This is a genomic window from Mycolicibacterium pyrenivorans (assembly GCF_025821625.1).
GTDB classification, from domain to species: domain Bacteria; phylum Actinomycetota; class Actinomycetes; order Mycobacteriales; family Mycobacteriaceae; genus Mycobacterium; species Mycobacterium pyrenivorans.
The window spans coordinates 1-19,261 of record NZ_JACKSH010000257.1 but is presented as its reverse complement, the minus strand read 5'-3'; the positions used below and the strand labels follow the sequence as shown (position 1 = coordinate 19,261).

The following is a 19,261-nucleotide window of genomic DNA, read 5'->3' as shown; positions in this document are numbered from 1 at the left end:
CCTCTGCCATGAGCGACACCGGCATGACCGATGCGGCTGCTGCCGCGGGCGCGGCGATGGAGGAAGCAGTCGCGGTCTTCATGCTGCATCCGGAAACCTTCGGCGAGAGCATCGCCGCCGGTTATCAGAACCCCCTGGCGGCGTACGTCGCAGGCCGCGGCGGAGTGCTGGGTGAGGCCAGCGGCGCCACCGTCAGTTCGGTGTTCGCGGTGTTCGAGCCGACCTCGCTCGCCGCGATGTGGGAGGAAGGTATCGCGGTGCGCGGCGCCGCCGGTGCCGCACAACAGTATTGGGACCAAGCCGCGGAGTTCGGCCGCAAGTACCTGACGGGCGCCTCCGGGCTGGATCGCCTCGCCGCGCTGGGGGAGAAGATCATCACAGCGACGCCGACCGCTGGGTTGCCGTTGTTCGCCGGCTGGCGCACGATGCCATTGGCCGCCGATGCCCCCGCACGCGCACTGCAGGTGATGTTCGTGATGCGGGAGTTGCGCGCCGGCGTGCACTTCAACGCGCTCACCATCTCCGGCATCAGCCCGGTCGAGGCGCACATGCTCAACAAGGGGCATCAGTACGCCATGATGTTCGGCTGGCCCGAACCGTTCGCGGACGGCGCAGGGAAGAAGGACCGCTACACAGAGATCGAGCAGGCCACCAACCGGCGGATGGCGGAGATCTTCGCGGCCGCACTCGATCCGGCAGAGGCCGACGAGCTGGCCCGGCTGAGCACCGATGCGCTCGCGTCGTTGAAGTCCAGCGTCCCGGGGTGAACGCCCAGGGCTGTCAGGTCAGCGGAAGCGGACGTCCAACGTCGCCAGGCCGAAGATCTTCTTGCCGTCGGACTTCGCGGCGACGATGACGACGCCGCTGCGGGTCGCCGGATCCAATGATTTGATCCGACCGCTGAATTCGATGTCCGCGCCCTCGTTGGCCGACACGATCGCGGGCGCAGACAGCCGCACCGCGTAGCGGGTGACCGCGCCGGGGTCGCCCGACCATGCGGAGGCGAAGCCGGCACCCAAACCCATGGTGAGCATGCCGTGGGCGATCACATCGGGCAGCCCGGCCAGCTTGGCGATGTCTTCGTCCCAGTGAATGGGGTTCGCGTCGCCTGCCACGCCTGCATAGTTCACCAGATCGCCGCGGGACAGTCGGGTGTGGTGCACCGGGAGCTCGTCGCCGACCTTCACGTCATCGAACGACGGTGTTCCCGGCGTGCGGGTGGTGCCTCCGTCGGCGATCCGGATCTCACCCTCCGGGCGCACCGTCTTGTGGTACTCCTCTTCGCCGACCCCGAAGATGTCCACGTCGTGCATCATCTTGCTGTGCACGGCGGTCTTGATCTCCGGGTTGAGGTCTTCGGCGGTCACGCCGACAACGGTGGTGTGCAGGGTGTGCACCCGCTCGCCGGCCGCGTCGGTGAAGGTGTTGGTCACGGTGATCAGGTCTCGGCCCGCGATCCGGCGCACCGACGTCAGTTCGACGTCGACGTGCAGCTCGTCGCCCTCCACGATCGGGCGGTGCTGCTCGAAGACCTCTTCGGTCTGCATATAGGTGTCGTAGCCGACGACGACCTGTTCGAACATGCGGCGATTGCACGTCATGCCAGGGGTCGAGGTGAAGGTCAGCGGCGCCACCAGGCCCGAATATCCCAGCTTCGCGGCGGCGGCGACATCCCAGTGCGCGGGGTGGTAGTCCTGCACCGCGCGGGCGTACTCGCGCAGCTTCTCCCGGCCGACCAGATAGGTGTCGTCCATCTGGTAGTAGTGGCCGACCCGCGCTTCGAGCGCCGACGTTTCTGCTGCTGCGGTCATGTATTGCTCAACATTTCTATCGGCTGGTTCACGGTGGCCGACCCAAGCACACTAACCTGCTGCCGCCGTGGCACTCACGATCGCCGGCGCTGCACCCACCGGCTGCGCCGCGAACTCACTAGACGGTGAAACCGCCGTCGACGTTCCAGTTCGCGCCGGTCACGTAACCGGCCTCGGGGCCTGCCAGGAAACCGACGATGGCGGCCTGGTGTCTGACCTGCTGCCGGCAATTGGCGATTATCACGAAGCGGCACTAGCTTCCTGAGGGTGTTGTCTTCAGCTGTTCAAGCAGTTGCGCGGTGGATCTCCCCTCTGTTCGCGGTAGCGGTCGTTGCCGGTGTCGGCCTTGCGCCCACCCCGGTGGACACCGCTCCCGGCCCGGCGGTGCGCCTGGCCAGTGACGCGAACCCGCTGGTCGGCAGGCCGTTCTACGTCAACCCGAACTCGAAGGGGACGCGTGCCGCGGCGGGCAATCCCGACCCTCTGCTGGCCGCCGTGGTCAATACGCCGACGGCGTACTGGATGGACCACCTCTCCACTCCCGCCGTGGACGCGAAGTACATCGCGGACGCGCAGGCGGCAGGCACCATGCCGATACTGGCGCTCTACGGAATCCCCAACCGCGACTGCGGGAGCTTCGCCGCGGGCGGGTTCGGGTCGGCTGATTCGTACCGGGCGTGGATCGACGGTGTCGCAGGCGCGATCGGTGGGGGACCGGCGGCGGTGATCCTCGAACCCGACGCTCTCGCGATGGCCGACTGTCTGTCCCCCGGCCAGCAGCAGGAACGCTTCGACCTGATCCGCTATGCCGTCGACTCGCTGACCCGCAATCCGGCGACGGCCGTGTACGTCGACGCCGGCCACCCGCGCTGGGTGGCCGCCGACGTCATGGCGGACAGGCTGAACCAGGTCGGCGTGGCCAAGGCGCGCGGCTTCAGCCTCAACACCGCCAACTTCTTCACCAATGAGGAGAACTTCGGTTACGGCGGAGCGGTCTCGGGAATGACGGGCGGCAAGCCCTTCGTCATCGACACGTCCCGCAACGGTGCCGGACCCGTCGAGGGCGACCCGCTGTACTGGTGTAACCCCAGCGGTCGCGCCCTGGGCGCCCGGCCCACCACAGACACCGGCAACCCACAGGTCGACGCCTTCCTGTGGGTCAAGCGACCCGGTGAGTCCGACGGTTCGTGCCGCGGCGCATCAAGTGCGGGAACCTTCGTCAGCCAGTACGCCATCGAGCTGGCCGGCAACGCCGGCTGGTAGGTGCTCCCGCGGCGGCGGGCCCGACGACGCGCTGCGACGATAGAGCCATGACCGCAACGCTTGTCGCGAAGAACGTGGCCGGCGGGTTCGCCCACCGCACCCTCTTCGAGGGGCTCGACCTGACCGTCGCACCGGGCGACGTGGTCGGAGTCGTCGGCGCCAACGGCGCCGGCAAGAGCACGCTGCTGCGGATCTTGGCCGGGGATCTCGAACCGCTCGACGGTGTGGTCAGCCTCGCGCCGGCCGACGCGTTCGTCGGGTGGCTTCCCCAGGAGCACGAGCGGGTGCCCGGGGAGACCGTGGCCGCATACATCGCCCGGCGTACGGGTTGCACCGACGCGACGCAGGCCATGGAAGCAGCGGCGGCCGCCCTGGCGGATCCGGATGACAGTCCCGCGGGTGGCGACCCAGCCGTGGCCTACTCTGCGGCGTTGGACCACTGGCTGGCCACCGGCGCGGCGGACCTCGACGAGCGGCTGCCAGCGGTGCTGGCCGATCTGGGGCTGGACTCCGGCGCGGTGCGACCGGAGCTGACGCCGATGTCCGACTTGTCGGGTGGACAGGCGGCGCGGGTGGGCCTTGCGGCACTGGTGCTTTCGCGGTTCGACGTCGTGCTGCTCGACGAACCGACCAATGACCTCGACCTCGACGGACTCGCCCGCCTCGAGCAGTTCGTCCGAGACCTTCGCGGTGGTGTGGTGCTGGTGAGTCACGATCGAGAGTTCCTGGCCCGCACCGTCACCCGCGTCCTCGAACTGGACCTGGCCCAGAACACCACCACCGTGTTCGGCGGTGGGTACGAAAGCTACCTGGAAGAACGTGAGGTCGGCCGCCGCCACCGGCGCGAACAGTACGAAGAGTTCGCCGACAAGAAGGCCGACCTCGTGGCGCGGGCACGCACTCAGCGGGAGTGGTCGAGCCAGGGTGTCCGCAACGCGATGCGCAAGGCTCCCGACAACGACAAGATTCGGCGACGGGCGGCTACCGAGTCCAGTGAGAAGCAGGCGCAGAAAGTCCGGCAGATGGAGAGCCGGATCGCCCGCCTCGAGGAGGTCGCCGAACCCCGCAAGGAATGGACGCTCGAGTTCACCATCGGTGCCGCGCCGCGGTCGAGTTCGGTCGTCGCGACGCTCGACAATGCCGTTGTGCGCCAGGGTGACTTCGTCCTGGGACCGGTGTCGCTGCAGGTCGATGCCGGCGAGCGGATCGGCATCACCGGCCCCAACGGGGCGGGTAAGTCGACATTGTTGCGGCTACTCCTCGGACGCCGGCAGCCCGACGAGGGCCGCGCGAGCCTGGGCGCCAACGTCTCCATCGGTGAGATCGACCAGGCCCGAGCAGATTTCACCGGCCCCGGGCGGCTCGTGGATCGCTTCGAGCAACGTGTGCCGTCATGGTCGACCGCCGATGTGCGAACCCTGCTCGCGAAGTTCGGACTGCGCGCAGACCATGTCGAACGCACGGTCGACGAGCTGTCGCCCGGCGAGCGAACCCGCGCAGGCCTGGCACTGCTGCAGGCATGCGGCACCAACGTGCTGGTTCTCGACGAGCCGACGAACCACCTCGACCTCGCCGCCATCGAGCAGCTCGAACAGGCGCTCGGCGCGTATGACGGTGCGTTGTTGTTGGTGACGCACGACCGCCGGATGCTCCAGAACGTGCGGTTGGACCGCACATGGGTGGTCGACGACGGGCGGGTCAGCGAGTCGTAGCCCGCGAGTCGTGGCGCTCACCGACAGCACGCCTACGCTGGTGTCGTGTTGTTCCTCCTCTTCGGCTTCGGTACCAAGCAGAAGTACCTTGGCGCGGGGGAGGTCCGGAACTGTCCGCGTTGCCACAACACCACGCAGTGGACGCGGATGCGGGAGTTCAAGCAGTTCACGTTGTTCTTCGTGCCGGTCGCGCGCTGGAAGCGCCGCCAGTTCGAGGTCTGCGGCATCTGTGGCACCGCCGTCGCCGTGTGAAGTCAACGCACGACGGGACCTGATCGGCACCTAGAACTGGTGCTCGCCGCCGTCGATGTCCAGGTTCGCACCGTGGATGAAGCTGCTGTCGGTGGAGGCGAGGAAGGCCAGCGCTGCCGCCACTTCCTCGGGTCGGCCGAGTCGGCCGATCGGATGCCTGGTCGTACAGGGCTCGCTGGCGGCGGGCGACGCCGCTCGGGCGGCCCGCGACGATCTCCAGCGAGTCGTTGACGGCGCGCTGCGGCACTGGCCGCCCGTCTGAGCGACAACGGTTGCGGTGCCGCACCGCAGGGACGGACTGCCGATCGAGATCAGCGCTGACCGTCGATGGAGTGCACCCGAGCGGCAGCGGGACGCACGGCGGCTGCGGTGACACCCACCATCGCGAACAGGATGAAAGTGGTTGTGGCGCCACGTGCGTCGATCAGTACGCCCGCGGTGGGTGCGCCGAGGGCTTGCCCGAACGCAACCATGAAGAACGACAGTCCGACGCCGAGGGACGGCTTGTCCGGGTAGACGCGGGTGCTCCACACCAGGAGGAGCCCCGTGAGGCCGATGTAGGCCGCACCGAACACGCTGACTGCCAGCATGATCGCGACGAGGCTCCACGGCGCGAGCGCGAGCACCGCGGTTGCGGCGGACATGGCGACGGTGGTGATCATCCACGCGCGCCTGGTCCCGATACGTTGCATGAGGTCGCCCCCGAGCGCACCGGCAATGCCCGCGGCGCCCAACACCGTCCACGCGATCGACGCGACAGCGACGCTCGCGGACCCGGCGGTGCTGATCAGATCGCGGCCGAAACTCCACACCGCGATGCTGCCGACGCCGGTGAGCAATGACGCGGCCACCAGGCCGGCACTGCCATCGCGCCACCGGCGGGTGGGCGCTCGGTGGTTGGTGGGGTCCGGGGTGCCGTTGACGCTGGACGCGACCCACACCGTCGTGGCGGCGGCGAGAACGGCGTACACGCCCCAGGCGACCCGCCAGTGGTCGAACAGGGCGAACGCGATTGGACCCGACACGAGTACGCCGATGCCGGTTCCGGCGTTGACGATGGTCTGCGCACGGTCGCCGGCCGCGCCGGGTATCCGCTGGGAGACCGCCGCGGCCAGGGGTGGTGACGCGATGCCGGTGCTGGTCCCGGCTATCAGGACCCCGAGGGCCAAGACCCACGCGGACGGCGCCAGTGCGACCAAGGTCATCCCCAGCGTGGCGATGGTTCCTGCGCCGATCGCCACCGACCGCGGGCCGATCCGGCTGGTCACGATCGCGCCGACGATGATCGCCGCGCAGTAACCGACGTAGCTTCCGGCCGCGATCCCACCCACCGTCGTGGAAGTCAGGCCGAACTCCGTCGTGAGCACCGGCGTGAACAGCCCGTACGCGAAGCGCGCAAACCCGTAGCAGCACCCGATCAACGCGGATCCCGAAGCGACCAAGGAGTAGAACGATCGTTGCACTCGGCCTATAGTGTCAGCATGGCGTCCATTCGGCAACCCGCCCGTGAGCGCCTGCTGCGCGCCGCGGACGCCTTGTTCTACGCCAATGGGATCGCCGCCACCGGCGTCGACGCCGTCATCGCGAAGGCCGGTGTGGCCACCGGATCGCTCTACAAGAATTTCAGCGGCAAGGACGATCTCGTGGCCGCGTACCTCGCCGAGCGCGATCAGCGATTCCGCGGGATGTGGGACGCACATGTGGAGGCGGAGACGGATCCGGTCGGTCGACTGCTGGCCATCTTCGGCGCCACCGAGCAGTGGGCACTCGAGGCCGATCTGCGTCGAGGATGTGCACACGTGGCCGCGGCCGCGCAGCTGCCGGACGGCCACGCCGGCATCGGCGTAGCCGCCGGGCACAAGCGTCATGTGATCGACCGGTTGACCGCGCTCGCCGGGGCCGCCGGCCTGCGCGATCCTGGCCGCGCGGCCAGTGACATTGCGCTCATCTATGACGGCATGCTCAGCGGCCTGGCGATCGGCGTCGACGCAGCGCCCATCGAGCGGGGCCGGCGGCTGGCGGAGGCGGTCATCGAGCACGACCTGCGCTGAGCGACGAGCAGGTCGTGCGCCGCTTTCCGGGCGCGAGTACATCAGCCAGCACAAGCGGATCATCGATCTCTGCCGCAAGGGCGATGCGGATGCGGCCGCCGCGGCGACCGAACAAAACTGGGGGACTTTGTCCCGATTAGTTGATCACCCGGACACCGCTGAGCCGCTCACGTGAACGGCGCCGGCCGTGATCGCGCGGCCGGGTCTCGGTGAGAGTCACTGAACGTAGGGGGCCCAACGCTTGTCGAAGCCTGCCTTACGCTCGGCCAGCTGCGCTGCTCGCTGCTCGGGTGTCACGTACACCGTGGCGGCCGGAAGCTCTTCGTCGAGGTCCTCCAGCTTTACCACCGCAGATTGCACTGCGGGTGCGTCCGTCGACTCGGGGTCGAGGTTCTGGAACCGCATGGAGATGATGCCTTGATTCAGCCCGCCGGTCGAAACCCAGTTCGCCACACCGGGATCGGCCTTGGCGACCACCATCGTGTACGTACCGTCGGGGTTGGCCACGGCTTGCGCGTTGTTCAGGCTCGTCTGCTGATTCCAGTAGTCGTCGGTGATCGTCCAGTCGTTGTAGACGGGCACGGTGAAGAACCCCGCATTGCCCGGATCGATGGTCAGCACCAATGCTTCGTCGTCGGCGAGTTGAAAATAGCCGTTGCTCTGCAGCTGGTTTGCCAGGAACTCGGCATTGCTCTCCGGCTGGGTCATCACATTGGGGGGCCGCAGCTCGCCGGTGTCCGGGTCGGTGGTGGCCAGCGCCATGTACTTGGCCTGCTCGTTGGCGCCGCGGACGATCAGCAGCAGGGCGGTCAGGGAGCCGCGGACGAGCGGTGTTTCGGCAATGCGGAGCGGGGGGACCAACGACACCAGCGAGGTCAGCAGCGGGCTGTCGTTGACGAGCCCGCCCAGGAGCACGAACCCGCCGAGTTGGGCGAACAGGCTGTTGCGTGGGCCGCTGACCCGGTGGATCGAGAGCTCCATCGGATCCTCGGTGTTCCAGTCACCCAGCGTGTTTCGGGCGGCAATGAGGGTGGACCGGGACGTCAGTTGCAGATGGTTGGTCTGCCCGGGAGCGGCGGCCTCACCGCTGACGGTGATCACGAACGTGCCGTCTTCGTTGATGACGAGGTCGCTCAACGTCAGGATGGTCGACGTCGTGCCGGCGGTCCCTTCGAGCACGCTGAAGGTGGTGTCAGCGGGGATGCCGTCGTAGAGCCGGCCGGTGAGGACGTACTCCGATGTCTTGTTCACCGGCATGAAGCGGTAGATCGTGTCGGGGTTGTCATACAGCAGCCGCGAGCCGGCGACATCGATCCCATACCAGCTGTGCGGAGGCGCGACCTGGGTGACCACCGCCGGATCCATCGGATTGAGGATCTGCTGCTGGAACGCCGCAGCGAGCGCGTACTCGTCGACGGCCCTGTTCAATGCTTCCCGGTTCGCCGCGTCCGGGCCACCGACGAGGGCGAACTGCTCCTTGGCCGCGGCGAGGAACCCGATGCGCAGTATCAGTTTCATGAAGGCCACCGGCAGCGAGTTGGCCGTCCGAATCGCGATACGTTCGCGGGCGATCTGTTCGGGGGTGCCCAGCGGACTGACCTGGTTGCTCAGTGCGCTGTCGGCGAGGTTCGCCGTGTCCTGGGTGGCGGTGACCTGAGTGGTCACGGCTGCGGTGGTGTCGGGTGCGGTGGTGGTGTGGCCAACTTCGCGCCGTGTGTACGCCGCCAGAGCCCATTCCGCGGGTGAGGCAACGGGGGCCTGGGGCTCGCCGGGGGCCGACCGAGCGGGTGGGGCCGCCGCCACCTCCACCTCCGACGTCGCCGTGGCGACCGAGGTTGCGACGGCGACGGTCTGGTCCTCGGTGGCTGCTTCTTCGCCGGCTGCGTCGTCAAGCGCATCGTCGGCGGCGGAGCGCGTACGCCGGGAGTCGCGCTCGTCGGGGTCACTCGGGTCCGTGATCGACGCGTCCTCGTCCGGCGCCTCATCCTCGCTGTCGGCGGCCGGACCGGTCTTCGCGTCGTTCGAGTCCGACGAGTCCGACTGGTCCGACGTTGACGGCGAATCCGACGAGTCGGACGGCGACGACGAATCCGACGAGTCGGACGAGGACGAGCCCGACGAGGACGAGCCCGACGAGGACGAACCGTCGGACTCGGCGTGCGCAGTTGGCATGGCGAGGGCCGCACCGACGCCGAGGAACACCGCAAGCGCGCCTACCCGGCCGACGAATCTGGCGTGCCCCGCTGAGGGCCGCGACTCTTCCTGAGGCGCAGCTGTCCTGTGGCTTGGTGGACGACGCATCCCGCCTCCTCAAAAGTGTCATCTAGGACACTGCGCCTCTAGGTCTAGCAGGAGCCGCGGTCAACAGCAACACCATCTATATTCCGTCTCTTCAGTGAGACAACGCCGCGAACATGTCTCGCCGGGGCTGTGTCGCCGATCGTCTCGGGGTCAGTACGCGAAGCGTCCGACAGCCTCGGGGTGGATGAGGAGTGGGATGACCTACGTCAGGTGCGCATACTCGGCGGCCACCGCAACGGCCGGCAGGCACACAGTGAATGTCGTTTTGCCGGAGTCAGAGTGGGCACCGATCGACCCGCCGTGCGCTTCGACGATGGATGAGGCGATCGACAGGCCCAGTCCGAAACTCCCCGCCTGACGCGACCGCGATTTGTCGGCACGGACGAACCGCTCGAACAGGTGGGGCAGCAACTCGCGGTCGATTCCGGGTCCGTCGTCGGTGACCGTCAGCTCGACGTGGTCGGTGCCGTCCTCGGAGGTGACGGTGACGAGGGCGGTGGCCACCGTGGTGCCAGCGGGCGTGTGCACGTGGGCGTTGGACAACAGGTTGGCAAGCGCCTGGTGGAGCCGGGCCCGATCCCCGCGCACCGGCACCGCACCGTCGGGCACCTCGGTGAGCCACCGGTGGGCCGGGGCGGACACCGCCGCGTCGTTGACGGCGTCGACGACGATCTCGGTGAGGTCGACGTCGGTGGTGTGTAGGTCCTGGCCCTCGTCGAGTCGGGCGAGCAGCAGCAGGTCGGCGACCAAAGCGTGCATGCGCTGAGTTTCGGCCTCGATGCGCGCCAGAGAGTACTCGGTGGTCTCCGGCAGCACCGAGCTGTCCTGCCGGGTCAACTCCGCGTAGCCGTGGATGGCGGCCAACGGCGTGCGAAGTTCGTGGCTGGCGTCGGTGACGAACTGCCGCATCCGCCGGTCGGATGCGGCGACGTCCGCCAGCGCGCGTTCGACGTGATCGAGCAGCCGGTTGAGCGTGTCACCGACGAGCCCGACCTCGGTCCGAGGATCGGTGTCACCTGCGGGCACGCGCAGTGTGATCGCGTGGTTGTCCCGGTCGAGTGGAAGCGTCGCCACCTCCGCGGCGGTCGCGGCGACTCGGCGCAGCGGGCGCAGCGCGATGCCGACGATCGCGACGGTTAACAGCGCCGTGATGGCCAGGGCAAGCACCGTCATCCCGGAGACGAGCGCCGTCGCCCGCACCATCGAGGCCCATGCCGGTGCGCGCGACACCCCGGTCACGAGTATCTCGTCGCCGTCACCGGGGCGACTGACCATCCGGTACCAGTCCAGGCCGGGGAGTTTGACCGTGCGCGGCTCCGCGCCGGACGGCGGCAGGTTCTCGATGGCTTCGACAGCCGCGGGCGGCAACGGCTGCGCCTCGCCGTCGACGAAGTACGCCGAGTCGACGACCCTGCCGTCCTGGATCAGCGCGATGACGTTGCCGGGTGCCTGGCCCATCACCTGCGTGAGGGGTTTCATCGCTCCCGGCTGCGGCAGCTCACCCGTGGGCAACGGCATGGTCCGGTACTTCGTCATCGTCTTGCTGAAACCCTCGGCAGAGCCGGACAGCTGAGCGTCGATCATGCCCAGCAACGAGGACCGCATCGTCAGGATCGCCATCGTCCCGAACGTCGCCAGAGCGATCGTGACGACGACCGAGACGCCGGCCACGAGTTTGCGACGCAGACTCCAGCTCTGCCAGGTGCGCATCATTCCGGCGGTCGCAGCATGTACCCGACACCGCGCACGGTGTGCAGCATCGGCATGCGGTCGGTGTCGATCTTCTTGCGTAGGTACGAGACGTACAGATCCACGATGCTGGTCCGCCCGCCGAAGTCGTAGTCCCACACCTGCCGCAGTATCTCGTTGCGGCTCAACGCCCGTCGCGGATTTCGCATCAACACACGCAACAGTTCGAACTCGGTCGAGGTCAACGAGATCGACACGCCGCCGCGCGTCACCTCGCGGCTGGCGACATCGAGTGCGAGATCGCCCACCTTCAGCGACTCGTCGTCGGCCGGGGTGAGGTAGGCCGTCCTGCGCAACAACCCACGCAGCCGGGCGACGAGCTCCTCGAGCGAGAACGGCTTGGTCATGTAGTCGTCGCCGCCGGCGGTCAACCCGGTGACCCTGTCGGCCACCGAGTCACGCGCGGTCAGGAACAGGGTGGGCGTGTAACTGCCGGAATCACGAATCTGCGCCAGCACGCCGAGACCGTCGGTGTCGGGCAGCATGATGTCGAGCACGAGGAGATCGGGGGTGTTGGCCCGGTACTTGTCGACAGCCTCCGCGGCGTCATGGGCGACGTCGATCTCCCACCCTTCGTAGCGCAAGGCCATCCGGACCAGGTTCGTCAGGGCGCGTTCGTCGTCGACGAGCAGCACGCGGATCGGCGACCCGTCGACGCGGTACATCTTGGGGAGTTGGCCCAGGATCGCGCGACGGGGTCCGTGGTCGTTCACCGGCGCAGACGTCACCGAGCCATTGTCGCGCCTTCGCCGGATCCTGGCCAGGGGTGTTCATAGACATCTCATATGTTGCGCCGGCTGCCCGGCGAACATGCGGACGGTGCTACCCGGACCGGACCGAGCCACGGCGAGAAGATGTGAATCGGCTATGAGGGACGTGACCACGGCCGGTTCACCCGGTTGGATGGCAGATGACGACTGTGCCTGCACATTTCGGGCGCGAACGGACCTCATACATGAGCCCATGTCGCCCCGCCGCACCGGATTCTATTCGCCAAAACTGTTCTGCATCTGCGGCATTCGGGATGGGCTCGCGGCAATCTTTGTGTTCGATGTGAGAATCGCTCGCGGCACCGTAGACGACCCTACCGTCGAACTCATGAGATCGATAACGGGACAAGGTGTGTCGGTGCAGAGCAGTAGTGCTCCGGATGAATGCGAGGAATTGCGAGCATGTTTCGAGCGTGAGGTGGTCCCCTTGCGTGCGGAGCTGCTGCGGGCTGCGTCGAGGTTGACCAATCGTGGTGCCTACGCCGAAGACCTGGTTCAGGACGCGTTGCTCCGCGCGTACCGCAGTTACGGGACCTTCAGCCCCGGAACGAACGCGAGAGCGTGGATGCACCAGATTCTGAAGAACACGTGGATCAACAACTATCGGGCCGCCCAACGGCGGGTGACGGAAGTGCCGATGGATGCCGTCGCCGAACAATGCGGAGGCGGCGCCGATCCGGCGCCGACCGGCTCACGATCCGCTGAGCTGACATTGATTGCTGCACAACCCGATACTGAGGTGCAGGCGGCCATGGCCACCCTGAACGACGAGTTCCGGATGGTCGTCTACCTGGCCGATGTCGAAGGTCATTCGTACGCGGAGATCGCCGAGGTGATGGACACACCCGTCGGCACCGTGATGTCGAGGCTGCACCGGGCCCGCCGCCAGCTACGTGTGCTGTTGGGTGATGCCGCGCGTCGCCGGCGTCTCATCGAGGCACCGGAGCGGCTCCGTCCCGTCGACAGCCTCCCTGCAGCCGGGTGAGTCCCTGACCGCGTCGCGCTGGGACCGGCGTTGTGGACCGTCGCCGCGTGCGGCTGTCTGACCGAGGCCATCGAGCGCCGCATCGAAACGTTCCCGAAACAGAAACCCGCTACGTTGGGCCTCCCGTTCAGCTAGGGTCTGGCTTCGTTGCCGACGGGTCCGGAAACGATCGGCCACATGCGCCGCGGACTGGTCGGGGTCAACGAAAGGGCGGCAAGGACACGTGGCCGACGGTTCCAGACATGACCCGGGCGCGCCGGACCGGCTGCCTGCGGGTCCCGCCAGAACGGTGGTCTTCGCCCTCTACAACAAGGTGACCCTGCAGGATGTGGCGGCGCCGTTGGAGATCTTCGCCCGCGCGAACGACTTCGGGGCGAACTACACCGTGCTGCTGGCCTCACCGACAGGCGAGGCCGTCGGCACCACGGCGTTCGCGAGGCTGAACGTCGACATCCCGCTGGCGGAGGTTCCCGACTCGATCGACACACTCGTCGTCCCCGGCGGGGTCCCGGCGGACTTCACCTTCACCCCCGGTCTGCACGACATCCCGGAAGAGCCGACACCCGATGCCGTACCGGATGCGGTGAGGATGGTGCGCGAACTCGCGCCGCGGTCGCGGCGGGTCGCGTCGGTGTGTACCGGCGCCTTCGTGCTCGCGGCGCTGGGGCTGCTGGACGGACGTCGCGCGACCACCCATTGGGCCCACTGCCAGGAGCTGGCCCGCGTCTATCCCAAGGTGATGGTCGACCCGGACTCGCTGTTCGTGCGGGACGGCCCGTTCATCACCGGCGCCGGGATCACCGCGGGCATCGACCTGGCGCTTGCCCTGGTCGAGAGCGACTACGGCCCGGCGGTGGCCCGGCGGGTGGCCCGCTGGATGGTGGTCTTTCTCCAACGCCCCGGCGGGCAGGCCCAGTTCAGCGTCTGGGCCGAGTCGGCGCTCCCGACCGGGGGTGGTCTCCGCGAGGTCGTGAACTCCGTGATCGCCGATCCGGGTGCTGACCACTCGATCGCGTCGATGGCGGCACGGGTCGCGGTGAGCGAGCGGCACCTGGTGCGGATGTTTCGTGATCAGGTGGGCATGACGCCGGCCCGTTTCGTCGAACAGGCACGCCTCGAGGCGGCCAAGGTGCTGCTGGCGACGGGAGATCACAGTCAGGAAGCCGTTGCCCGGCGGGCCGGGTTCGGAACGACCGACACCATGCGCCGCACCTTCGGCCGCAACCTCGGCGTCTCTCCAGGTACCTACCGAAAGCGCTTCCGCACCACCGGTATCGAGACGTGAGGCGACGGCACCCCGATGTGGGTGCCGCCGTCACGACGCATGAACACTGCGCGCCGCGAGATGGTCCCGAACCCGGGCGCCGGAGCTCAGGCCGCTGCGCCGCGCCGCGGCGTGGAACGACTCACCCGCGAGGACCAGGGCGACGGCGTTCTCCAACCGGACTTCGTGGACGTACTGGTGCAGCGTCACACCGACCTGCGCCTTGAACAACCTGGCCAGGTGCCGCGGGCTGATGCCGAGCCGAGCCGCGACGGTGTCGAGTTCGTAGTGCCCCGCCGGATCGGCGTTGACGGTTGCCAGTAGTCGCTCCAGCTCCGGATGTTTCGGTCGAGGCGTCCGGGCGGCGACGGAGATCTGTGGATGGCCCTCCATCCGCCTGCTGAGCACCACCATGTCCTTCGAGATCTCCTGCGCGACGCCCGCACCGTGATCGTCGCTGACCAGGGCCAAGGCCAGATCGATACCTGCCGCCACACCGGCGGACGTCCAGACTGCGCCGTCGCGGGTGTACACGGAGTTGCGGTCGATGATCGTCGAGGGATGCCGGGCGGCGAACGCGTCCAGGTGTCGCCAGTGGGTTGTCGCGCGCTTGCCGTTCAATAAGCCCGCGGAAGCGAGCGCGAACGACCCGGCACAGACGGACGCGATCCGGCGGGCGTCGGCTGCGTGAGCGCGGATGACCCGTTGCAGATGATGGGGCACGCCGTCGGTGACCAGGCAGTCACCACCCGGCACCAACAGGGTGTCGACGTGCGCCGCCAGTTCCGAGGCGGGTGCGGCGTTCAGGGACAGCCCCGAAGAGCACCGCACCGAGGCCGAGTCCGCCGTCGAGTAGAGCCCCACGGAGTAGGCGCACCCCAGCGCCCGGGCAACGTCGAAGACTTCCAGGGGACCGGTGACGTCCAGGGTGCGGACGCCGTCGAACACGAGCATCGCGATGCGCCGGGGTTGGCCCATGCCCGCGCGACTCATTGACCCAGCCTGGGTTAGGCCGCAACCACGTGCGCGCCGATGTCCGCATTTGCGTACGACGTGTCCGTGACGGTCGTCCCCGGTACAGAGCGGCCGTCACGCCGCAGGGCCGCCGGCGGCGCGATGTCCTGTTCTGCGCAATAGATGTCCATGTCGGTGATCAGCCGAAAAGCCTGGGTTACCGCGCGGAAACACAGCGGCCTCAACGTTGTTCACATCACCTGGCGCCCAGCGGGGCGCCGGGCGTCGTTTCCGGATCTGTCGATAGAGCAAGGTGGAGTTGCATGGATTCACGGTCTGCGCTGACGCTGAGCATCGGTGTGCTCGGCGGGGTGGCGGTGGCATTCACCGCCACCGTGATCACCGTTCCGATCTGGGTCGTCTTCCTGGCCTGGGCATCGTTCTTCTTCGTCGGCGGCGGGCCTGCCGGCTGGGTCCGCTCGGTGCTGTCGAATCTGGTGGGGGTGGCCATCGCCTGCGGAAGCCTGTATGCCGCCCACCTCCTCGGCGGCGGGCTCACCCTCACCGCCATCGCAGTCGGTGTCGGCAGCGCACTGATGGTGCAGGCCTCCTGGATCGGAATGTTCTCCACCACGCCTGCGGTGGTGGTGGGCTTCGCATCGACGGTCTCGACCGTCGCAGGGACGGGACAGTTGGTGACGGCGACGAGCATCTCCCACCCCGGGCTGGTGGCGGCGGTGGCCTGCGTGCTGGGTGCGACGTTCGGGATCGTCTCGGAGTATCTGGCCAACGTGATGACGAGAACGGAGCCGGCCGCTGCGGCCGGCCGTCCTGATACGGAAGGTGCGACGGCATGAAATTGCAGCATTACCTGGGTGGACTCGAAGGGTTACCCCAGCCGCTGAATCTCGAGAAGCGGGTGTTCGTCGAAGAGTGGGAGAAGCGGATCTTCGGCATCCACGTCGCCATGATGGGTCTGAGCAACCATCTCGGTTCGGCGCTGCCCCAGTACCCGATCGCCGACGTGCCGACGAAGTTCCGGGACGAGTGGACATGGGCGGACCTGCGCACCGGCGCCGAGAGGATGAACCCGTTCGACTACTTCAAGTTTCGCTACTACGAGAAGTGGCTCGGGGGGATCACGCAGTTCTTCATCGACAAGGGCTACGTCTCCGAGGACGAGATCAGCGCCCTGCTCGGCGCGTCCCCACCGCAGTCCGGTGAGACGGGCGCCGTGGCGATCGACGATCAGGTCATCGACTACCTGCGCCGCGGCGACAGCCCCCGGCGGGACGTCGCACACCCGAAGTTCGCGGTCGGACAGCAGGTCCGCGTCACCAATGTCCCGGCCGGCGCCCACACCCGCCTGCCTGGGGCCCTGCGGACGCGGACCGGCACAGTGACCCGCATCTTCGAGGGCGACTACGCCTATTTCGTCCACACCGGTGACGGTATCGGCGACCCGATGCCGATCTACATCGTCGAGTTCACCCCGGACGAACTCTGGGGCGCGCGTGCCGAACCCGGTGCCAACAGCTTTTACGCCGAGTTGTTCGAGGCCTATCTCCAACCCGTCGAGGAGGACAAGTGACCGACCAGTTTGCCTACCCATCCGATCGGGAGCAGACCAGCGCCGAAAAGGTTGCGGCCCTGGAGCATCTGTTGATCGAGAAGGGGGTCATCACCGGCCAGACCGTCGACAAGGTGCTGTCCTACTTCGAGTCCGAGATGACACCGCTGAACGGCAAGAAGATCGTCGTCAAGGCGTGGAAGGATCCCGACTTCGCCGCTCGCGTGGTCGTCGACACCCCGGCGGCGATCGCCGAGCTGGACCTCCCCGAGGGCATGGCCGGCGCCGAGGGCGAACACCTACAGGCGGTCGCCAATGTGCCGGGCGTGCACAACCTCGTCATCTGCACACTGTGCTCGTGTTTCCCGTGGCCGGTGCTGGGGCTGCCGCCGTACTGGTACAAGGATCCGGTGTTCCGGTCCCGCGCGGCACGGGAACCCCGCACCGTTCTCGCCGAGGTCGGCGTCGAGCTGGCCGAGGAGACCGAGATCAAGGTGTGGGATTCCAGCGGGCACTCACGGTGGTTTGTGATTCCCGAGCGGCCCACCGGCACCGAGGATTTCACCGATGAACAGCTGATGGACCTGGTCACCACCGAGTCGATGATCGGTGTCGCGCTGGCGGGGCAGCTGTCATGACAGCACTCCACGAAACCTGCACCACCGACCAGGCTGCCCCGTCGTTCGACCACGATTGGCAGCGCCGGGCGTTCGGTCTGGCGCTGGCGCTCTCCGAGTTCGGCCACTACCCGTGGAGTGAGTTCCAGCAGAGTCTGATCGACACGATCGGCGGTTGGGAAGCCTCCCCGGAATCGTCGCGTGGTGAGTGGCAGTACTACGACCACTGGGTCGCAGCACTCGAGCACGTCGTCGATCAGCGAGAGATCCTCACCGCACCGCTGATCACCGACGACGGAGACCACGCCGTCACCGACGACCACCACTGAGCACACTCCAACCAGCTGCCCTCACCGAAGAAAGGAACCCCGATGCACATAGAGCCCGGAATCGTCGACGGGGCGAAGATCACCCTGAGTTACCTCACCGCCGGAGGCGTCGGCGCCTACGCATTGAGCTCGGCCTGGAAGCACCTCAAGGAGCGCGGCTCGGCGTCACTGGTGCTCGGAAGCGTTGCGACCACAGCGATGGTGTTCGGGTTCTTCCAGGTGTTGCCCCATTACCCCGTCGGCGTCTCCGAAGTTCACCTCATCCTCGGATCGACGCTGTTCCTCCTGTTCGGGGCTGCGCCCGCGGCGTTCGGACTCGCGCTGGGCCTGCTGATCCAGGGCGTGCTCGTCGCCCCGTTCGACCTCCCGCAGTACGGCATGAACATCACCACATTGCTGGTGCCCCTGTTCGCGCTTCAGTACGTCGCCCGCAGGACCATTGCGCCACGCACCGCCTATGTGGACCTCAACTACCGTCAGGCACTGGGCCTTTCGGCGACCTATCAGGCCGGCATCGTGTCCTGGGTGGCCTTCTGGGCGTTCTACGGGGAAGGCTTCGCCGGCCAGACGGTGAGCAGTGTCGCGCTGTTCGGCGCCGCGTACCTGGCGGTCATCATCGTCGAGCCCCTGGCCGACCTCGCGGTCCTGGCGACCGCGAAGGCCATGCGCCGGTCCAGGAACGGCGCGTGGCTGGAGCCGCGCCTGTTCGCGCCCGCCTGACCGTCGAAGGTCCGAACGCGAAGGCCGCCGTGCCTAACGCGCCCGCCACTGCGGCGGGCGCCGTTCGCGCCACGCCTGCAGGCCTTCGGCGACATCTTCGGTCGCGCCCGCCACCTTGCGCATCGTCTCGCCGAAGCGGACCGACTCGATCCAGCCCATGTTCGCGGTGCGCCACGCGACCTCCTTGGTCGCCCGCTGGGCCAGCGGCGCCGCCCTGGTCAGGGTCTTGGCCCACGCCCGCGCCTCGGCCTGCAGGTCGCCGGGGTCGACGAGCCTCCAGATCAGTCCGATCTCCTTGGCGCGCTCGGCGCTCATCGTCTCGCCGGTCAACAGCAGTTCCATCGCATTGGCCCACCCCACCCGGTCGGGGAGGCGGATCGCCCCGACGATCGTGGGTACCCCGAGCGTCACCTCGGGGAAGCGGAAGCTGGCCTCGGTGCTGGCGATGACGAAGTCGCAGAACAGCAACCCGGTCAGCCCGTAGCCGATGCACGGACCGTGCACGGCGGCGATGGTGGGCTTGAACAACTCCATCCCGCTCTCGAAGGAGTTGATCGTGGGCTTCTCCCAGAAGGTTCCGCCGAACGTGCCCACCGAACCGGCACCGTCCTTCAGATCGCCGCCGGCGCAGAAGACGTCGCCGTTGGCGGTCAGGATGCCCACCCAGGCGTCCTCGTCGTCGCGGAATCGATCCCAGGCCGCGTTGAGGTCGGTGCGCATCGCGCCGTTGATCGCGTTGCGCGACTCGGGGCGATTCAGCGTGATGGTGGCGACGTGGTCGTCCAGCTCATAGGTGACGAGGCTCATGGCTGGACCTTAGCCTGGATTCACCGATGAGGTAGGGATGGGAGGCGGGTTGTAACAGCGAAATGCCCTGTCGTGGTGAAAGAATGAGATTTCTCGAGGATCACAT

20 protein-coding genes and 1 pseudogene are annotated in these 19,261 nt (G+C 67.6%); 12 read left to right on the top strand and 9 right to left on the bottom strand.

The genetic code is table 11. The annotated features are described in order from the left end of the window. Positions 1 to 8 precede the first annotated feature (8 nt). Complete coding sequence (locus H7I57_RS28160; RefSeq protein ID WP_264027731.1) at positions 9 to 767, top strand: SCO6745 family protein; 759 nt, start codon at positions 9 to 11, stop codon at positions 765 to 767. An 18-nt stretch (positions 768 to 785) separates the two neighbouring features. Here H7I57_RS28160 and H7I57_RS28155 read toward each other — a convergent pair whose 3' ends face one another. Both H7I57_RS28155 and H7I57_RS28150 read right to left on the bottom strand, forming a co-directional pair. Further along, positions 786 to 1,811 carry a fused (3R)-hydroxyacyl-ACP dehydratase subunits HadA/HadB gene (locus H7I57_RS28155; RefSeq protein WP_264027730.1) on the bottom strand — a complete coding sequence of 342 codons (1,026 nt, stop codon included), beginning with the start codon at positions 1,809 to 1,811 and terminating at the stop codon, positions 786 to 788. Positions 1,812 to 1,929: 118 nt separating this feature from the next. Continuing rightward, positions 1,930 to 2,016 (bottom strand): annotated as a pseudogene (locus H7I57_RS28150) (oxidoreductase); the annotation flags it as partial. Positions 2,017 to 2,081: 65 nt separating this feature from the next. Between H7I57_RS28150 and H7I57_RS28145 the strand changes: the two are divergent. From H7I57_RS28145 to H7I57_RS28135, 3 genes are read left to right on the top strand one after another with little or no spacing between them, the layout of a single operon-like run. Next, positions 2,082 to 3,074 carry a glycoside hydrolase family 6 protein gene (locus tag H7I57_RS28145; RefSeq protein ID WP_264027820.1) on the top strand — a complete coding sequence of 331 codons (993 nt, stop codon included), beginning with the start codon at positions 2,082 to 2,084 and terminating at the stop codon, positions 3,072 to 3,074. Positions 3,075 to 3,121: 47 nt separating this feature from the next. Beyond that, entirely contained in the window at positions 3,122 to 4,786 is a 1,665-nt protein-coding gene (locus tag H7I57_RS28140) for an ABC-F family ATP-binding cassette domain-containing protein (protein WP_264027729.1), read from the top strand. A 45-nt stretch (positions 4,787 to 4,831) separates the two neighbouring features. Then, complete coding sequence (locus tag H7I57_RS28135) at positions 4,832 to 5,038, top strand: zinc-ribbon domain-containing protein (RefSeq protein WP_264027728.1); 207 nt, start codon at positions 4,832 to 4,834, stop codon at positions 5,036 to 5,038. 30 nt (positions 5,039 to 5,068) lie between these two features. On the opposite strand, the gene H7I57_RS28130 is transcribed toward H7I57_RS28135, so the two are convergent. Together H7I57_RS28130 and H7I57_RS28125 are read right to left on the bottom strand one after the other, a co-directional pair. Next, positions 5,069 to 5,188 carry an SDR family oxidoreductase gene (locus H7I57_RS28130; RefSeq protein ID WP_372510480.1) on the bottom strand — a complete coding sequence of 40 codons (120 nt, stop codon included), beginning with the start codon at positions 5,186 to 5,188 and terminating at the stop codon, positions 5,069 to 5,071. Positions 5,189 to 5,349: 161 nt separating this feature from the next. Next, entirely contained in the window at positions 5,350 to 6,501 is a 1,152-nt protein-coding gene (locus H7I57_RS28125) for an MFS transporter (RefSeq protein ID WP_264027726.1), read from the bottom strand. Positions 6,502 to 6,519: 18 nt separating this feature from the next. On the opposite strand from H7I57_RS28125, the gene H7I57_RS28120 reads away from it, so the two are divergent. Then, positions 6,520 to 7,089, top strand: coding sequence for a TetR/AcrR family transcriptional regulator (locus tag H7I57_RS28120; protein WP_264027724.1), 570 nt, complete (start codon positions 6,520 to 6,522; stop codon positions 7,087 to 7,089). Positions 7,090 to 7,305: 216 nt separating this feature from the next. On the opposite strand, the gene H7I57_RS28115 is transcribed toward H7I57_RS28120, so the two are convergent. The 3 genes from H7I57_RS28115 to H7I57_RS28105 form a co-directional block, all read right to left on the bottom strand. Then, entirely contained in the window at positions 7,306 to 9,261 is a 1,956-nt protein-coding gene (locus tag H7I57_RS28115) for a DUF1214 domain-containing protein (protein WP_264027722.1), read from the bottom strand. 330 nt (positions 9,262 to 9,591) lie between these two features. Then, entirely contained in the window at positions 9,592 to 11,100 is a 1,509-nt protein-coding gene (locus H7I57_RS28110; protein ID WP_264027721.1) for a sensor histidine kinase, read from the bottom strand. Next, the gene (locus tag H7I57_RS28105) at positions 11,100 to 11,804 is read right to left on the bottom strand and encodes a response regulator transcription factor (RefSeq protein ID WP_264027819.1); all 705 of its coding nucleotides are present in this window, start codon (positions 11,802 to 11,804) and stop codon (positions 11,100 to 11,102) included. Before H7I57_RS28105 ends, H7I57_RS28110 begins: the two co-directional genes overlap by 1 nt. A 298-nt stretch (positions 11,805 to 12,102) precedes the next feature. On the opposite strand from H7I57_RS28105, the gene H7I57_RS28100 reads away from it, so the two are divergent. Continuing rightward, positions 12,103 to 12,894: a sigma-70 family RNA polymerase sigma factor gene (locus tag H7I57_RS28100; protein WP_264027720.1), complete on the top strand. Its 792-nt coding sequence runs from the start codon at positions 12,103 to 12,105 to the stop codon at positions 12,892 to 12,894. 223 nt (positions 12,895 to 13,117) lie between these two features. Beyond that, the gene (locus tag H7I57_RS28095; RefSeq protein WP_264027718.1) at positions 13,118 to 14,179 is read left to right on the top strand and encodes a GlxA family transcriptional regulator; all 1,062 of its coding nucleotides are present in this window, start codon (positions 13,118 to 13,120) and stop codon (positions 14,177 to 14,179) included. A gap of 30 nt (positions 14,180 to 14,209) precedes the next feature. On the opposite strand, the gene H7I57_RS28090 is transcribed toward H7I57_RS28095, so the two are convergent. Beyond that, the gene (locus tag H7I57_RS28090; protein ID WP_264027716.1) at positions 14,210 to 15,151 is read right to left on the bottom strand and encodes a GlxA family transcriptional regulator; all 942 of its coding nucleotides are present in this window, start codon (positions 15,149 to 15,151) and stop codon (positions 14,210 to 14,212) included. A gap of 284 nt (positions 15,152 to 15,435) precedes the next feature. Here H7I57_RS28090 and H7I57_RS28085 point away from each other — a divergent pair, with 284 nt between their 5' ends. Genes H7I57_RS28085 through H7I57_RS28065 form a run of 5 tightly spaced genes read left to right on the top strand, consistent with a single transcriptional unit; the run spans position 15,436 to position 18,348 of the window. Next, positions 15,436 to 15,969: a DUF1097 domain-containing protein gene (locus tag H7I57_RS28085; protein ID WP_264027715.1), complete on the top strand. Its 534-nt coding sequence runs from the start codon at positions 15,436 to 15,438 to the stop codon at positions 15,967 to 15,969. Further along, complete coding sequence (nthB, locus tag H7I57_RS28080; RefSeq protein WP_264027714.1) at positions 15,966 to 16,703, top strand: nitrile hydratase subunit beta; 738 nt, start codon at positions 15,966 to 15,968, stop codon at positions 16,701 to 16,703. Before H7I57_RS28085 ends, nthB begins: the two co-directional genes overlap by 4 nt. After that, positions 16,700 to 17,320, top strand: coding sequence for a nitrile hydratase subunit alpha (gene nthA, locus H7I57_RS28075; protein ID WP_264027712.1), 621 nt, complete (start codon positions 16,700 to 16,702; stop codon positions 17,318 to 17,320). Before nthB ends, nthA begins: the two co-directional genes overlap by 4 nt. After that, positions 17,317 to 17,628 carry a nitrile hydratase accessory protein gene (locus H7I57_RS28070; RefSeq protein ID WP_264027710.1) on the top strand — a complete coding sequence of 104 codons (312 nt, stop codon included), beginning with the start codon at positions 17,317 to 17,319 and terminating at the stop codon, positions 17,626 to 17,628. Before nthA ends, H7I57_RS28070 begins: the two co-directional genes overlap by 4 nt. Positions 17,629 to 17,670: 42 nt before the next feature. Beyond that, the gene (locus H7I57_RS28065; protein ID WP_264027708.1) at positions 17,671 to 18,348 is read left to right on the top strand and encodes an energy-coupling factor ABC transporter permease; all 678 of its coding nucleotides are present in this window, start codon (positions 17,671 to 17,673) and stop codon (positions 18,346 to 18,348) included. A 33-nt stretch (positions 18,349 to 18,381) separates the two neighbouring features. On the opposite strand, the gene H7I57_RS28060 is transcribed toward H7I57_RS28065, so the two are convergent. Continuing rightward, positions 18,382 to 19,155, bottom strand: coding sequence for an enoyl-CoA hydratase/isomerase family protein (locus H7I57_RS28060; protein WP_264027705.1), 774 nt, complete (start codon positions 19,153 to 19,155; stop codon positions 18,382 to 18,384). Between the last annotated feature and the right edge of the window lie 106 nt (positions 19,156 to 19,261).

Coding starts and splice junctions, on each gene's coding strand:
- H7I57_RS28120 (WP_264027724.1), top strand. CDS start 6,520: ATGGCGTCCATTCGGCAACCCGCCCGTGAGCGCCTGCTGCGCGCCGCG.
- H7I57_RS28100 (WP_264027720.1), top strand. CDS start 12,103: ATGTCGCCCCGCCGCACCGGATTCTATTCGCCAAAACTGTTCTGCATC.
- H7I57_RS28110 (WP_264027721.1), bottom strand. CDS start 11,100: ATGCGCACCTGGCAGAGCTGGAGTCTGCGTCGCAAACTCGTGGCCGGC.
- H7I57_RS28105 (WP_264027819.1), bottom strand. CDS start 11,804: ATGTACCGCGTCGACGGGTCGCCGATCCGCGTGCTGCTCGTCGACGAC.
- H7I57_RS28085 (WP_264027715.1), top strand. CDS start 15,436: ATGGATTCACGGTCTGCGCTGACGCTGAGCATCGGTGTGCTCGGCGGG.
- H7I57_RS28140 (WP_264027729.1), top strand. CDS start 3,122: ATGACCGCAACGCTTGTCGCGAAGAACGTGGCCGGCGGGTTCGCCCAC.
- nthB (WP_264027714.1), top strand. CDS start 15,966: ATGAAATTGCAGCATTACCTGGGTGGACTCGAAGGGTTACCCCAGCCG.
- H7I57_RS28065 (WP_264027708.1), top strand. CDS start 17,671: ATGCACATAGAGCCCGGAATCGTCGACGGGGCGAAGATCACCCTGAGT.
- H7I57_RS28060 (WP_264027705.1), bottom strand. CDS start 19,155: ATGAGCCTCGTCACCTATGAGCTGGACGACCACGTCGCCACCATCACG.
- H7I57_RS28115 (WP_264027722.1), bottom strand. CDS start 9,261: ATGCCAACTGCGCACGCCGAGTCCGACGGTTCGTCCTCGTCGGGCTCG.
- H7I57_RS28160 (WP_264027731.1), top strand. CDS start 9: ATGAGCGACACCGGCATGACCGATGCGGCTGCTGCCGCGGGCGCGGCG.
- H7I57_RS28155 (WP_264027730.1), bottom strand. CDS start 1,811: ATGACCGCAGCAGCAGAAACGTCGGCGCTCGAAGCGCGGGTCGGCCAC.
- H7I57_RS28090 (WP_264027716.1), bottom strand. CDS start 15,151: ATGAGTCGCGCGGGCATGGGCCAACCCCGGCGCATCGCGATGCTCGTG.
- H7I57_RS28070 (WP_264027710.1), top strand. CDS start 17,317: ATGACAGCACTCCACGAAACCTGCACCACCGACCAGGCTGCCCCGTCG.